This is a genomic window from Sneathiella sp. P13V-1 (assembly GCF_015143595.1).
GTDB lineage: Bacteria > Pseudomonadota > Alphaproteobacteria > Sneathiellales > Sneathiellaceae > Sneathiella.
Genome location: NZ_WYEU01000002.1, coordinates 929,647 through 943,869 on the forward strand (window position 1 = coordinate 929,647; position 14,223 = coordinate 943,869).

The 14,223-nt window shown below is 47.8% G+C and carries 13 protein-coding genes; 6 read left to right on the top strand and 7 right to left on the bottom strand.

The window, feature by feature from the left end; genetic code table 11:
- Positions 1 to 2 precede the first annotated feature (2 nt).
- On the top strand, positions 3 to 818 hold the full coding sequence (locus tag GUA87_RS11450; protein WP_193716684.1) for an SDR family NAD(P)-dependent oxidoreductase: 816 nt from the start codon (positions 3 to 5) through the stop codon (positions 816 to 818).
- Positions 819 to 975: 157 nt separating this feature from the next.
- Here GUA87_RS11450 and GUA87_RS11455 read toward each other — a convergent pair whose 3' ends face one another.
- The 7 genes from GUA87_RS11455 to GUA87_RS11485 form a co-directional block, all read right to left on the bottom strand.
- Entirely contained in the window at positions 976 to 1,905 is a 930-nt protein-coding gene (locus tag GUA87_RS11455) for a helix-turn-helix transcriptional regulator (protein ID WP_193716685.1), read from the bottom strand.
- A gap of 73 nt (positions 1,906 to 1,978) precedes the next feature.
- Positions 1,979 to 2,398 carry an acyl-CoA thioesterase gene (locus tag GUA87_RS11460; RefSeq protein ID WP_193716686.1) on the bottom strand — a complete coding sequence of 140 codons (420 nt, stop codon included), beginning with the start codon at positions 2,396 to 2,398 and terminating at the stop codon, positions 1,979 to 1,981.
- Between the two features lie 9 nt (positions 2,399 to 2,407).
- Entirely contained in the window at positions 2,408 to 3,598 is a 1,191-nt protein-coding gene (gene boxA, locus GUA87_RS11465) for a benzoyl-CoA 2,3-epoxidase subunit BoxA (RefSeq protein ID WP_193716687.1), read from the bottom strand.
- A gap of 66 nt (positions 3,599 to 3,664) precedes the next feature.
- Positions 3,665 to 5,113 carry a benzoyl-CoA 2,3-epoxidase subunit BoxB gene (gene boxB, locus GUA87_RS11470; protein WP_193716688.1) on the bottom strand — a complete coding sequence of 483 codons (1,449 nt, stop codon included), beginning with the start codon at positions 5,111 to 5,113 and terminating at the stop codon, positions 3,665 to 3,667.
- Between the two features lie 69 nt (positions 5,114 to 5,182).
- Positions 5,183 to 6,844: a 2,3-epoxybenzoyl-CoA dihydrolase gene (gene boxC / locus GUA87_RS11475; protein ID WP_321575907.1), complete on the bottom strand. Its 1,662-nt coding sequence runs from the start codon at positions 6,842 to 6,844 to the stop codon at positions 5,183 to 5,185.
- Positions 6,845 to 6,971: 127 nt separating this feature from the next.
- A complete protein-coding gene (locus GUA87_RS11480) occupies positions 6,972 to 7,766 on the bottom strand; it encodes an alpha/beta fold hydrolase (protein ID WP_193716690.1) in 795 nt (264 codons plus the stop codon).
- 8 nt (positions 7,767 to 7,774) lie between these two features.
- Positions 7,775 to 9,313 (bottom strand): benzoate-CoA ligase family protein, encoded by a 1,539-nt coding sequence (locus tag GUA87_RS11485; RefSeq protein WP_193716691.1) that lies wholly within the window; start codon positions 9,311 to 9,313, stop codon positions 7,775 to 7,777.
- A 287-nt stretch (positions 9,314 to 9,600) separates the two neighbouring features.
- Here GUA87_RS11485 and GUA87_RS11490 point away from each other — a divergent pair, with 287 nt between their 5' ends.
- The 5 genes from GUA87_RS11490 to GUA87_RS11510 all read left to right on the top strand — a co-directional run bounded on the left by GUA87_RS11490 (position 9,601) and on the right by GUA87_RS11510 (position 14,141).
- The gene (locus GUA87_RS11490; protein ID WP_193716692.1) at positions 9,601 to 10,761 is read left to right on the top strand and encodes an ABC transporter substrate-binding protein; all 1,161 of its coding nucleotides are present in this window, start codon (positions 9,601 to 9,603) and stop codon (positions 10,759 to 10,761) included.
- 89 nt (positions 10,762 to 10,850) lie between these two features.
- On the top strand, positions 10,851 to 11,720 hold the full coding sequence (locus tag GUA87_RS11495; protein ID WP_193716693.1) for a branched-chain amino acid ABC transporter permease: 870 nt from the start codon (positions 10,851 to 10,853) through the stop codon (positions 11,718 to 11,720).
- A 1-nt stretch (position 11,721) separates the two neighbouring features.
- Positions 11,722 to 12,708, top strand: a complete 987-nt coding sequence (locus tag GUA87_RS11500; RefSeq protein WP_193716694.1) for a branched-chain amino acid ABC transporter permease — start codon at positions 11,722 to 11,724, stop codon at positions 12,706 to 12,708.
- Entirely contained in the window at positions 12,701 to 13,447 is a 747-nt protein-coding gene (locus GUA87_RS11505; RefSeq protein ID WP_193716695.1) for an ABC transporter ATP-binding protein, read from the top strand. Before GUA87_RS11500 ends, GUA87_RS11505 begins: the two co-directional genes overlap by 8 nt.
- The gene (locus GUA87_RS11510) at positions 13,440 to 14,141 is read left to right on the top strand and encodes an ABC transporter ATP-binding protein (RefSeq protein WP_193716696.1); all 702 of its coding nucleotides are present in this window, start codon (positions 13,440 to 13,442) and stop codon (positions 14,139 to 14,141) included. Before GUA87_RS11505 ends, GUA87_RS11510 begins: the two co-directional genes overlap by 8 nt.
- Positions 14,142 to 14,223: the final 82 nt, after the last annotated feature.

Below are 14,223 nucleotides of genomic sequence, written 5' to 3' on the forward strand. Positions count from 1 at the left end.
CCATGAGATTTGAAAACAAAGTTGCCGCGGTAACAGGCGCGGGATCCGGTATTGGGCGGGCATTAGCCCTGTTGCTTGCAAAAGAAGGGGCGAGCGTTGCGATCAGTGATGTTGACCAACAGGGTCTGGATGAAACAGAGACGCTGATTTCTCAATATAATGTTGGATGCCATAAAACCATTCTTGACGTCAGCGATCGGGAAAAGGTTGAAGAATGGGCAAACAATGTCGTCCAGGAATTTGGCAAAGCAGATTACATCTTCAATAATGCAGGTGTTGCCCTTTTCGACACTGCAGACAGTAACGATTACGCCAACTTCGAATGGATCATGAATATCAATTTCTGGGGTATGGTCTATGGAAGTAAAGCCTTCCTGCAGCATTTCAAAGATCGCGGTGAAGGTCATGTAATCAATGTTTCAAGCCTTTTTGGATTGATAGGCTTTCCCAATCAAAGCGCCTATAATTCAAGTAAGTTTGCCATCCGCGGATATACCGAAGCATTGGCGTTGGAGATGGAAGGCAGCAACATCAAGGTCAGTAGCGTTCATCCAGGTGGTATCAAAACAGATATCGCCCGAAATTGCCGCTTTGCAGATGAAAATCTGACAGGTGGCAATAAACAGGATGCCGTTAAGAAGTTTGATCTGGCAGCTAAGACAACCCCGGCACAAGCTGCAGAAGTCATTGTGAGCGGCGTATTGAAGGGCGATAAGCGTATTCTGATTGGAAAAGATGCTAAAATAATGGACTGGATTCAGCGTTTAATGCCTCAGGGCTATGGCCGATTTATCTCTAAAGCCATCAACAGTAATTGAATAGGAAATCACTACGGCTTGCCCATGATAGCCATAGCATCCTCAGATTGAAGTAAATAGAACAGGCTTATCCGCGCCAATTTTTGGCAAACGGAAAGGTCTGTGCACTTGTTGGTGCCACCTTCAAAGTGATGTAGTCCTGCACTTACCCAGATGACTATTGAGACAGAATAGATTTGTCCGCAATTTCCGCAAGGACGTCTTCGACTGTTTGCTGGAGGGTGCGGCCTGAGGTGTCGACAGAAATATCTGCACGCTCGTAAAGGGCTTCGCGGCTCGTCAGAATGCTTTTAAGTTCATCCATGGCTTCGGGGTTCCCCGCCATCGGACGTTCATCCCCCTGCCCGCGCACACGGGTCATATGGTCCGTTGGTTCAGCCTTCAGCCAAATTGTATGATAGTGACGTAAGAGATAGTTGAAAGTCTCAGGTTCCGAGACAATACCGCCGGCGACTGCTAGTATAATTGAATCATTTGTGGCAACGATCCGTTCTACAGATTGCTTCTCCAGACGGCGATAACCTTCCTGTCCATAAAGGGCGATCACTTCATTGACCGGCATACCTGCGGCTTGTTCAATTTCCTCATTGAGCTCCAGAAATGGCAGATCAATTCGTTCCGACACCAAACGGCCAATGGTAGACTTCCCTGCCCCGCGCAGTCCAATGAAAGCAATACGGCGAGATCTGCGTAAATTGGGATGATCTGGATCCAGAACCTCCAAAACGCGCATCCGCTGCTCTGACGTTGCCTGTTTATAGAGGGAAATGATGGATAGAAGTTTGGAAGAATATGGATCTTCTTCTCCTACCAGCCATTCAATCTTGTAATCAAGAGCTTCTGCAACACGGCGCAAAAGGACAATGGATATGTTTCCTGAACCGGTTTCAAGCTGCGCCAAATAGCGTTGAGAGACGCCAGAAATTTCTGAGAGTTTTTTGCGGGAAATGTTTTTTCTAGCGCGGGCTGATCTTACACGATCCCCAACTAATTCCAGAAAGTCGCTGTTACCATTCGCTGCCTCTACGACATCCTCCTCATTGGGGGATAGAGCTTTACTTCCGAATGTTGCGATTTCATTCACCATGAGTTCTCTTCTGCGTCACATACCGCTCAAATTAAAACGTCAAAACTCTACATATATAAAACACTTACCGACTTTAGCCAACAATCAACGGCCCCACAATGGAGCGAATATCTTCAGGTGCTTTGCGCTTCACAAATTCATCCGCGACAACAAAAACATTTACGAAGTTACCACTAAAACAATCCACGCCATTCTGACGACCTATCACGTGAAATGATATGGAACTTTCCCCCAATTTCTTGAGCTGCACTTCACAAAGCAAAGGATGACGTGGCGTAACCGGGGAATGGAAATCCAGATCCAGATGCACGAAAGGTGTCCCGACATTTCGATCCAGATTAAGCCGATACCAATCATCCCCCACATGTGTTTCCCACCAGGCGTCGATGGCTTCCAAAGCAAAATTGGGAAGACGCCCTGTATAGGCAATCTGTGCGGGATCACAATCAGCCCAACCGACACGAATCTGATGAATAAAAGGCTGTTTCGTCATCGCCGATCCTCAATAAGTTTCCACGTGATAACGACCCTGATCCCGAAGGTCATCCCGGATATCGCTCCAGTTAATTCCGGAAGAGCTGGCAATGGTTTCAAAGGCATCTTCAACACCTTCTTCCATTTCTTTCAGACCACAAACATAGATATACGTATTTTCTGATTTCAGAAGATCAGCAATACGTTCCGCGTTCGCAATCATGCGGTCCTGCACATATTCTTTGTCCTTCCCCTCAAGCCGGGAAAAGACCAGTTCCTTGTGAAGGACATTATCCGGAATTTTGTTGAGTGGTCCAAAATATGGCAGCGAGTCAGGTGTGCGCGCGCCAAAGAACAATGTCATGCTTGCGCTGCTTTCAGGCGATGTGCGTTGACGGCGCATGGTGAAGGCTCGGAAAGGCGCTGAGCCCGTTCCCGTACAGATCATCAATAGATTTGCTTGCGGATCATCTGGCATCAGGAAAGTAGCACCAAACGGACCCGTCAGCTTTACCTCATCCCCTTTTTGCAGATCACAGACAAAGTTAGAGCAAACACCGTGCGGCTCCCGCTTTACTGTAAGGGATAGATTATTAGTATTGGGCCGTTCTCCATCGCGAGGGCTTGAAACGGAATAAAGCCGTGGCAGATACGGATTTCCATTTTCATCAGTGCCGGGCGGCGTAATGCCAACGCTTTGACCTTCCAAAACAGGAAAACGGTTTGATCCCAGATCCAGAATAATATGACGCACATCATTATCGGCATCATCTTTGGTCAACCGATAATTACCCTGCACCGTTGCAATGGCAGGGTTTCCAAGATTAAACAGGTTGATACTTGGTTTCGAAGCTGATGCTGGAGCTTTTGACTTTCCGCCTGCGCCCGCGTGAGCGGCAGCGAGAAGTTTTTCAACTTCGGAATCCAAGGCTTCTACATCACCGCCCTGATCCGGGTTAGAAAACTCAGCCTGTTCAGGCAGATCCAGCCATTCGAACTGTTCTTCCACAGTATAAGGTTTGTCTACGACCCGCCAGTTGTCGATGGATCCGGTCGGACATGGTGCAATGCAATCCATGCAAAAGCCGCACTTTGAAAAATCCACAACAACATTATCATCATTATGAGTAATGGCGTCCGCAGGACATGCCTCTTCACATGTGTAACAGCGAATGCAGATTTCTGGATCAATCACATGTTGTTTGACGGGTGTGCTCATAGTATCTCGCTTCTATACTCAGACCAGTAGAATGAGGCCGGATATACCGGCCCCAAATGCTATTTATCAGTCGTGAATTTCCACATAGGCAAAATCACCTGGTTTATTGTCGATACCAATGCGTGGTGGAGAAATCCAGCTTGCGAATTGGCCCGGCTCCAGACATGGCTTCATGAGAGACTGAATGTAGGCACCATCGTCTTTAGATGGTAGCCACTCATCTTTACGGGCTTCCCATTGTTCATCAGAAATGATCTGACCTTCAGGGTTCGCCTTGATCGCTGAAAACTCACCAATTTGACGGTGGAAAGCCTGATGAGGCACCACAAGTTCAAAATCAATGCCGGCTTTTTTGATAATGGCGTTCCAACGTTTCACCCCACCCGCGGCATCTTTGATGTAATCGTCACGCAGACGCATGTTTATCGCAGACAATGCAGGGACATCTTCCAATGTAATCTGGCCACCCACCAAACGGGTCACCGGATAGGTGGAGCTTGTCAGTTTATGATCATCATCGATTTTTGTTTCCTGATAGCGTCCTTTGATACCGGCGTTAAACGCATTGGCCGCATTTGTAGAAACTTCAGAACCGAACAGATCCAGAGACAATGTGTAGTGCAGGTTCAGTTTCTTCTGAATGGTTGGAAGATCAATGACATCCAACTTGCGCACTGCTTCGATATCATAAGGATCGTCGATGCCTGCTTCTTTCATGGCATCACATGTGCGCTGAATAACACGGCCAACACCAGTTTCGCCAACAAACATATGATGGGCTTCTTCGGTCAGCATAAAGCGGCAGGAACGAGACAATGGATCGAAGCCGGATTGCGCGAGGCTTTCAAGCTGCATCTTACCATCACGATCAGTGAAGTAAGTGAACATGAAGAATGACAACCAATCTGGAGTTTCTTCATTGAAGGCACCCAACAGGCGCGGTGCTTCTTCTGATCCAGATTGACGGCGCAACAGATCATTTGCTTCTTCGCGGCCATCACGACCGAAATATTTCTGAAGCAAGTAAACCATCGCCCAGAGGTGACGCCCCTCTTCCACGTTTACCTGGAACAGGTTGCGCATGTCATAAAGGGACGGTGCTGTTTTACCAAGATAGCGTTGCTGTTCAACAGAGGCAGGTTCCGTGTCGCCCTGAATAACGATCAGACGACGAAGCATGGAACGGTATTCACCTGGAACTTCCTGCCAGACAGGTTCGCCGAAATGCTCACCGCAAGGAATTGTACGACCTTCCACTTGTGGTGCCAGCAGGACACCCCAGCGATATTCAGGCATTTTCACATAACCGAACTTCGCCCAACCTTTGGGATCCACACTCACAGCGGTGCGCAGATATACCTGACTCTCATGAAAACCTTCAGGGCCCAGATCTTTCCACCAGTTAATGTAACCCGGGTGCCAGCGTTCAAGCGCTTTCAGCACACGTTTGTCTGATGACAGTCCAACATTGTTGGGAATTTGCGTGTCATAACTGACGTTAATGAGATCTACCATTTTATCTTCCTCTGCCTGTACGGGAGAAGCCGCTCCACCTCTCCTGAATATCGTTATTGTCTGCGCCGACTAGACCCGGCGCATGTCGTATTCACCTCTAATACCACTTCCATAGCGTTGCAGCGCACCGGTCTCACCAACGGCATTTGGCCGTTGGAAAATCCAGTTCTGCCAGGCGGTCAAGCGCCCGAAAATTCGTGTTTCCATAGTCTCTGGACCGGCAAACCTCAAGTTTGCTTCCATACCCGTCATGGCATCTGGAGAGAAGTTCGCGCGTTCTTCAAGGAAGATGCGCACTTCGTCTTCCCAATCAATATCGTCAAAGGCAAATGTCACCAGACCTAACTCGTCCGCATCCTCGGCTTCAAGTGCTTCCCCTTTGACATTTTCAAGTTTTCCAACCTGATCAGGATTGCCAATAAAGCGTGTTTCAAGACGTGTGAGGTCATTACCCATTGGGAAAGGACCGAAATTGCCATCCGTAAGAGTGATCGTTGCAATCGGGCGATTGTCGCCTTCAAACTCACCTTCTGCCATGTAGCTACGATCCACTGAGAACAGCAGTTCAGCCAGGAAACCAGCAAAGCAAGAGCCTGGCTCAACCATCGCCACCAAAGAACGAGAAGTTACATCCACCCGCTTCAAGACACGTTTCCAGTATTTCAGGATTTCATTTGCAAGCCAGTTATCCTTATTGGCGAGCAGCATCGCTTCATGAGCGGCAACCGCTTCTGGATCACCCTGAGTTTTAAAAATCCAGGTTCCAACTTCCAATTCATTCAAGCGCATGTGAAGAATGGCATCATCCAGTTCACGCGCCAAACGGAGCATCCAGCTTTGATCCCCCATTTCCACCAAAGCAGCCACATCTTTAGGGGCTTCTTCTTTAGGGCCTGAAATATGGAAAGTTCCAAGATTGTTATCGCGGTCAATTTCAACTTCTAATGACGAATAATTCAGATTACCACTTGCATCAATTTCACGCTGTAAAGGATTGAGTGAAATACCTTTTTCCGCCTTGGAAGGACCTGATTTTTCAGCAAATTCTTTTGCGCGTGCAGCAACAGTTTCATCAAATTTGGAGTTAGAGACAACTTCGTCCACCAAACCCCAATCTTTCGCTTTCCTGCCCCGAATACCTTCTTCGAGTGTGCAGAATACATCAGCCAAATCACGGCGGACTTTACGCTTATCGGTTACACGTGTTAGACCACCAGTACCCGGCAGCACAGCAAGCAGTGGTACTTCTGGTAGTGCAACAGAAGAGGAACCGTCGTCCGTTAGCATGATATAGTTACATGCAAGTGCAAGCTCATACCCGCCACCAGCACAGGCACCGCGAACAGCGCTAAGGTACATCTGATCGGAATCTTCCATCGCTGCTTCAAATGTATTGCGTGTTTCATTGGTGAATTTACAGAAATTCACTTTATGAGCATGAGCTGCACCGCCTAGCATTCGAATATTCGCGCCCGCACAGAATACTTTATCCTTGCCGGATTTCATGACCACCACTTTTACTTCAGGGTGCTCAAAGCGCATCCGTTGGACAATGTCAGCCAGTTCAATATCGACACCCAAATCATATGAATTGAGTTTCAGCTCATAGCCATCAAACAGGCCGCCCTTCTCATCAACATCCATGATGAGGTCAGCGACGTCCCCATTATACTCTACCCGCCAGTGGCGATATGCGCTTGGGTCTACCTGAAAATCGATGCGTTTAGTCACAACGCGCCTCCTCTTTGAATCTCTAGATGTAAAATAATGCACTTTCATGCATAATGTCTAGAGTAAATCTTTTGTTTTTTAAATTATTCTAATGATATTTCTAGAAAATATCACCTTATTGTGCATTTTAATGCACTTTTAAGCTCTTCACAAAAGTAGCAATATCTTCAAGCACCCTCTCCTGCTTCTCGAGCGCGGGGGAATGCCCACAATCTTCATAAATCTCGGCCACCAGCAGGGATGACAGATTTCCCTTTAACGCTTCCAGTTGTGCCAAAGTCCCATATGCATCCTCCCGCCCCTGTATAAAGAGTACCGGAACGTCAATTTCTTGGAGGTCTGCTTCGATATTCCAATTTCGAAATTCCGGGTTCAGCCAGCCATCACACCACCCATGAAACGCGCCATCCACATCAGCATGATATTTCGACAATTTTTGACGCAAATCAGTGGTTTTGTAGGCCTCCAAAGCAGAAGTGATGGCTCTGATACTGATATCCTCTGCAAAGAAATGCGGTGCCATTAACACAACACCCTTCAATCTGGGATCATCCTTCATTCCCGCATACGCAGCGGCAATCGACGCACCATCACTATGCCCAACCAAAATCACCTTTTTTAGTCCAGCTACATCCATAACTGGTCCAACCACTTTATCAGCTTCGACATTCATATAGTTCAAGGGACGCGGCAACGTGACAGGGTCGGACTTCCCATAGCCTTGCCGGGAATATGTAAAAACGCCAAACCCGGTTATTTCAGAGAGTTTTTGAGGGAAGTCGCGCCAAAGCGCCACGCACCCCAAACCCTCATGGAGCAATAGAAGTGTTGGTGCATCGTCAGGAGATGGACCAAAACAGGCCCCCTCTAAGCGCACACCAGCCACCATAAGCTCCACAGCTTCTCCACTTTTCCACTCCATAGACCAACTCAAGCCCGAAGTTTATATCGCTGAATTTTACCGGTAGCTGTTTTTGGAAGATCATCGACGATTTCAATCCATCGCGGATATTTCCACTTACCTACAGCTTCCTTTACATGATCCTTCAGCCTTGCCTCCAGATCATCTGAAGAAGCACTCTCGTTCAGAACCACAAAAGCTTTTGGCTTCTCCAGATTATTTTCATCAACAGCCGGCACGACCGCAGCTTCCAGAATATCCGGGTGGGACACAAGCGCCTGCTCAATTTCAAAAGGCGACACCCAGATACCGCTGACCTTGAACATGTCGTCTGTACGACCACAATATACAAGCCTGCCATCCTGCTGAATTTCATACTTATCGCCGGTTCGCGTCCAATGCCCTTCGAAAGTAGAGCGGCTTTTGTTGCGTTGGTTCCAATAGCCATCAGCGGATGAAGGACCATTTACCAGAAGCTCCCCTATACCGCCGGGACCAACCTCCGCCCCCGCCTCATCAACAACGCGAATTTCATAACCGGGAACAGCCGTTCCTGAAGTTCCATACACCACGTCACCTGGCTTATTGGAGAGGAAGATATGCAGCATTTCAGTAGATCCAACGCCATCCAAAATATCTGTTCCTGTGAGCTCCTTCCAACGATTACCAATCTCCGCTGGCAGCGCCTCCCCCGCAGACAATGACCGTGTCAGATTTTCAAAGCCTTCCGGCACACCACTTTTCATTGCCTCAACAAGGGCGGCATATAATGTTGGGACGCCACAGAAAATACTGGGGCGTGCACGCTTCATAATATCAAAGATAGTGTCCGGCGTGGGGCGCCCCGGATAAAGATACGCCGTAGCACCTACGGACATCGGGAATGTCATACCATTCCCGAGACCATAAGCAAAAAACAGCTTAGCCGCGGAAAATATGCTATCTTCTGGTTTAATTTTCAGCACTTGGGCGCCATAGGTATCAGCCGTCGCCTGCAGGTTTCCATGGACATGACGAACACCTTTTGGCTGCCCTGTCGATCCTGACGAATAAAGCCAAAATGCACACTCATCGGATGAGACAGGCAATGTTTCTGAAGGCTCACATCTCGCAATCTCTTTCGAGAAGTTCATATGGCTTCCAGAGGATTTACCAATAACAAATATGGCTTTCAGATCTGGTGCCTCATGCAGGATTGGTTCAACTACTGGAAGCAGCTCTTCTGAGACGAACAAAGCTTTTGCTCGACTGTCTCTCAAGATCACGGAATATAGCTCCGACGACAGCAATGTATTAACCGGCACCGCCACAACACCCGCTTTCAGACTGCCCCAGAAAATGACCGGAAACTCAATACAATCCAGCACAATCATTGCCGCACGGTCTTCTCGTTGAATACCATGCTTATTGTATAGATCAGCCATTTTTGCAGACTGAACCGCTAACTCACCAAAAGTCAGCTCTCTACCACCTTCTATAGCTTCCATAAATGCGGCTTTGGAAGCCTGCGCCCCCTCCCCATGACGGTCCACAAAGTAGACGGCGGCATTTCCGTTCTTTTCGCTCACCTTATCCTCCCGCGCTCAAATCAGAGCAATAAAACTAGCGCTCTATCAACGGCACCATTATTTCTGCACTATTATGCCTATCTGTTTCTTTTTGTGCAAGATATTACCTAGAAATTTTCTACAAAACGCCCGTTAGGTTTATATTTTCTTTTGTTTTTAATGCCTTATCTATATTTCCAAATATATGCATTATATTGCTTGTTATATTTTACTCATTGGGATACGCTAATGAAATAGAAGATGACAAATAATGTCGCTCTACATAGATGGACCTCGGGAGGTTGGAGATGAAAAAACTGTTCGGTTCCGCCCTAATGGGCGCCGCAGCACTCGCGGCTGCAAGCACTGTTAATGCATCAGAAAAAATTGACGTAGGATTATTGTTACCTTACGGCGGCGTATATGCGTCTTTGGGTAAAGAAATTGAAAATGGCTTTATGCAGGCCCTTAACGAATCCGGGATGGCAGACAAATTTAATGTCATCAAGGAAGATACTGAAGTTAAGCCACCAGTTGGATTGGCAAAGGCTCGCAAACTGGTTCTACAAGATAAGGCAGATGTTCTGGTTGGACTGGTATCTTCAGGTGTTCTGGGCGCAGTACGTGACTTCGTTGACGGTGCAAAAGTACCGCTGATCGTTGCAAATGCGGGTAATGACGCGGCAACGGGCGCAAAATGCAGCCCATATATTACACGTGTTTCCTTCTCTAACTCTCAGGTCACGCGCCCGATGGGTCAGTGGATGTATGATCAGGGTATTCGCAAAGTATATACTTTAGGACCTGACTATGCTGCGGGTCACCAGATGATTGAATCCTTCAAAGCAGGATTTGAAAAAGCAGGCGGTAAAGTAGTGGGCGGTGCCTACACACCTTTCCGTAAAACCAAAGACTTTGGCCCTTACCTGACAACCGCCGGTGCTACAGACGCTGAAGCTGTCTTTACTTTCTATGCTGGTGGTGAAGCGATTGCTTTCGTTAAGCAGTATGACGCGTTTGGTTTGAAGAAAGACAAACCTCTTTATGGTGCCGGCTTCCTGACCTCTTCACTTTATGTGAATGCTCAAGGCCCAGCTGCGAAAGGTGTGATTACATCCCTTCACTATGCACCAACACTGGACACTCCTGAAAACAACAAATTTGTAGGTGCTTTCTCTAAAGCAAATGGCCGTGCCCCCTCCGAGTTTGCTGTTCAAGGTTATGATGCCGGACGTACTTTGGTTGAAGCTGTAAAATCTGGCGCCAACGATCCTGCTTCTATCACAGCTGCCTTATCGAAGGTCAGCTACACAGGCCCTCGTGGTCCAATGAAAATCGACCCGAAGACAAACAATGTGGTGCAAAACATTTATGTTTATGAAACGGTCGATAACGGCGGAAAACTGACCCAGAAGATCCTGGGCACAATTCCAAATGTTCAGGATGAAGCAAACGGCTGCAAAATGTAGTTTGGCGTCACTGAACGGGGTCCGGTCCCCTGTCCCGGACCCCTTTTTTGTTTCCTTGTTTAAATTCAGTATTTAATTGCGATAAGAAAATGGACATTTCTTTTTGGGTAGTTCAGACCCTGAACGGGCTGCAACTTTCCATGCTCCTGTTCCTTCTTTCCATCGGCTTGACAGTTATTTTCGGGCTGATGCATTTTGTGAACTTGGCCCATGGTGCACTTTATGCTTTTGGCGCTTATGCCGGTGTTTCTGCTGCCAGCTTCCTAGGATCATATTGGGCAGGCTTTGCAGCCGCACCAGTTGCTGTTGCCGCTGCAGGTTTGGTTCTCTATCTAGGCCTTATTCAGCGCATGAGAAAAGCAGGCCCAATGAACCAGGTGCTTGTTACTTTCGGTCTGATTTTTGTCTTCCTCGATCTGATCCGGCTGATATGGGGGGATTTCGCCCTTGGTGTTTCTGAACCTGCACTTTTCACGGGCCGTAGTGAATTCTTTGATGTGACCTACCCGACTTATCGCTTGTTCATCATTGGACTTGGTGTCTTGGTCATGCTGGGGTTAGGCTTTGTTCTTACCAAGACACAGATCGGCGCCATGATCCGAGCCGGTGTTGATAATGATGACATGGCCTCTTGCCTCGGTATCAATGTAGAACGTCTTTTCTTCTTCGTTTTCTGCTTTGGTTGTGCCCTTGCGGGTCTTGCGGGTGCTGTTGCAGCCCCGGTTTTTTCAGTGACGCCGGAAATGGGCATTGAAATTCTGATCCCAACATTGATCGTAGTGGTTATTGGCGGTTTGGGTAGTTTGAAAGGCGCGATTGCAGGATCCTTGCTTGTTGGATTTATTCAGACCTTTGGCGCCGTCATCGCCCCACAAGTAGCCGCGATTGTGGTATACGCCTTGCTCGCTGCCATATTGGTTTTGCGTCCAGCTGGATTATTCCCGGCGAAGGGGGCGTAATATGTTTTACAATACAAAAACAAAAGCCATTTCCCTTCTTCTGCTGCTGGTGATCTCGATCATCTATACAAACTTCACCGGGTTTTATGGGCAAGAACTAGTCATCGAGGCCGCCATTCTAGCAATCTTAGCGCTTAGCCTTGATATGGTCGCGGGTTACGGGGGAATGGTCTCCCTATGTCATGGTGCGATCTTCGGCCTTGGGGCGTATACCTTCGGTACATTGACCACTCTCTTCGGATGGCAAACGGAAGTCTCCATTCTGGTTGGTATTCTCACCTGCGCAGTGTTTGGTTTCGCTGTTGGCGCTGTCACAAGTAAAACAGCGGGCATCTTTTTCATCATGGCAACCCTCGCCTTTGGACAGATGGTCTATGTTTTGATTTTCGACGCTCGTGCCCTTGGTGGGGACGATGGCATGTCTGGCTTGCCGAGGCTCGATCTTTCCTGGCTTGGTATCAATATGCAGGATGGCCTGACCTTTGCGCTTTTCACTATTGTCATCACCCTGATCGTCTATCTTATCCTATCTCGCGTCATGAGCTCAGGCTTTGGTAGAACTTTGGTTGGCATTCGATCCAATGAAAGCCGTATGCGCGCGGTTGGTCTTGATGTCTGGAAATACAAATCTGGTGCCTTTGCCATCTCAGGTGCCATTGCAGGTCTCGCCGGAACCCTGGCAGGACAGCACACCATGTTTATATCCCCACAGATGTTGGCCTGGACAGGTTCTGGTGAAGCCTTGGTTGTTGTCATCCTTGGCGGTCTCGGCACGCTTATTGGTCCGATTTGGGGGGCAATCCTGTTTGTGTTCCTCAAACATGAAGTAAGTGCCCTCACCTCCTACTGGCATCTGGTGGTTGGTCTTGTGCTAATTGCTACCGTGTTGATGGGCAATCGTGGTATCTACGGCCAAATTGAACATATGATTGAGAATAGAAAAACTCTGAAAAACTCAGATAAAAAGGAGGTGAACAGCCATGCTTGAAGCCTCTAATCTGTATAAATCATTTGGTGCCTTGAAGGTAACAAACGACGTATCTTTCTCACTGGAAAAAGGTGAACGGCGTGTCATTTTGGGACCGAACGGTGCCGGTAAAACGACGTTGTTCAATCTTCTTGTTGGCGAATTGGAACCAACGAAAGGTACCATCAAGCTAGGTGGTGAAGATGTCACCAACATCTCCATGGAAAAGCGGGCTCGTATGGGCATGGCCAGAAGCTATCAGAAAAACAACTTGTTTGAGGACCTGACCATTCGCGAAAATCTGGCACTTGCCGTTTCTGCGGCCCAGGGAAGTTCCAGTTGGATTTCCAGAGACTCTTTAAAAGATAGCGAACTTAACCGGGTCATTGAAGATGTCTCTGATCAGGTATCACTCAGGCAGTTACTTGAGACACCTGTCAACAGCGCTTCATACGGTGTCAGGCGTCAATTGGAAGTGGGTATCGCCCTCGCGACAAATCCGTCTGTCTTGTTGATGGATGAACCTACATCTGGTGTGGGACCTGAAATGATCAAAGGCTTTCATACCCTTTTGAAAACCCTGCCTGAAGATCTGACCGTTCTTATTATTGAGCATGACATGGATCTGGCACTGGATGTGGCAGATCGGGTTACTGTTCTGAATTACGGGGAAGTTGTTTTCGAAGGCACGCCTGAAGAAACACGCAAAAGCCCGCTGGTAGAAGAGATTTATCTGGGAGGATGGGATACAGATGCTTGAGGTAAATTCTCTTCATACCGGATATGGCGAAACTCGTATTATTCGGGGTCTTTCATTTTCATTGCAGTCAGGTCAGGTATTTGCACTGCTTGGGCGAAATGGCGCAGGTAAAACAACAACCCTGAAATCAATTATGGGATTGCTTCCTGCTTTTGAAGGTGCGGTTCAACTGGAAGGACAGGCCATCACTGGCACTAAACCTTTCAATCTTGCCCGCAAAGGTATCGCTTATGTCCCTGAAACCAGAGACATTTTTCCATCCCTGACGGTGAAAGAAAATCTGGAACTCGCGGCACGTCTGATGCCAAAAACGGGCGCGGAATGGACGATGGATCGGGTATTGAACTTCTTCCCCCGTCTCCACGAACGCCTCAGTAATGGTGGTAATCAGCTATCTGGTGGAGAGCAACAAATGTTGGCAATTGCCCGCGCTTTGTTGATGAACCCAAAGCTGTTGATTTTGGATGAGCCTACAGAAGGTCTCGCTCCGATTATCGTGAAACAGATCCACGACAAATTACAGGAACTTAAATCCGAAGGCATGACCATTCTCCTTGTTGAGCAGAATTTCGGCTTTGCCACAAGCCTCGCGGATCAAGTCGCGATTGTCGGAAAAGGACAAATCGTCTGGTCCGGAACTTCCGCGGAAATTCGTGCAGATAAGGAAACACAACATAACTGGTTGGGGGTATAACCCCCAACCGCTTCCCATCAGCCTTCTGGACAAAACATACCGAACCCCATACTTTAGGTTTTAATCAACAAAAACTCCGGAA

Excerpts from the sequence above, each read along its gene's own strand:
- GUA87_RS11450 (WP_193716684.1), top strand. The coding sequence starts at position 3 with ATGAGATTTGAAAACAAAGTTGCCGCGGTAACAGGCGCGGGATCCGGT.
- boxA (WP_193716687.1), bottom strand. The coding sequence starts at position 3,598 with ATGAGCACACCCGTCAAACAACATGTGATTGATCCAGAAATCTGCATT.
- GUA87_RS11505 (WP_193716695.1), top strand. The coding sequence starts at position 12,701 with ATGCTTGAAGCCTCTAATCTGTATAAATCATTTGGTGCCTTGAAGGTA.
- GUA87_RS11460 (WP_193716686.1), bottom strand. The coding sequence starts at position 2,398 with ATGACGAAACAGCCTTTTATTCATCAGATTCGTGTCGGTTGGGCTGAT.
- GUA87_RS11500 (WP_193716694.1), top strand. The coding sequence starts at position 11,722 with ATGTTTTACAATACAAAAACAAAAGCCATTTCCCTTCTTCTGCTGCTG.
- GUA87_RS11495 (WP_193716693.1), top strand. The coding sequence starts at position 10,851 with ATGGACATTTCTTTTTGGGTAGTTCAGACCCTGAACGGGCTGCAACTT.
- GUA87_RS11510 (WP_193716696.1), top strand. The coding sequence starts at position 13,440 with ATGCTTGAGGTAAATTCTCTTCATACCGGATATGGCGAAACTCGTATT.
- GUA87_RS11480 (WP_193716690.1), bottom strand. The coding sequence starts at position 7,766 with ATGGAGTGGAAAAGTGGAGAAGCTGTGGAGCTTATGGTGGCTGGTGTG.
- boxB (WP_193716688.1), bottom strand. The coding sequence starts at position 5,113 with ATGGTAGATCTCATTAACGTCAGTTATGACACGCAAATTCCCAACAAT.
- GUA87_RS11455 (WP_193716685.1), bottom strand. The coding sequence starts at position 1,905 with ATGGTGAATGAAATCGCAACATTCGGAAGTAAAGCTCTATCCCCCAAT.
- GUA87_RS11490 (WP_193716692.1), top strand. The coding sequence starts at position 9,601 with ATGAAAAAACTGTTCGGTTCCGCCCTAATGGGCGCCGCAGCACTCGCG.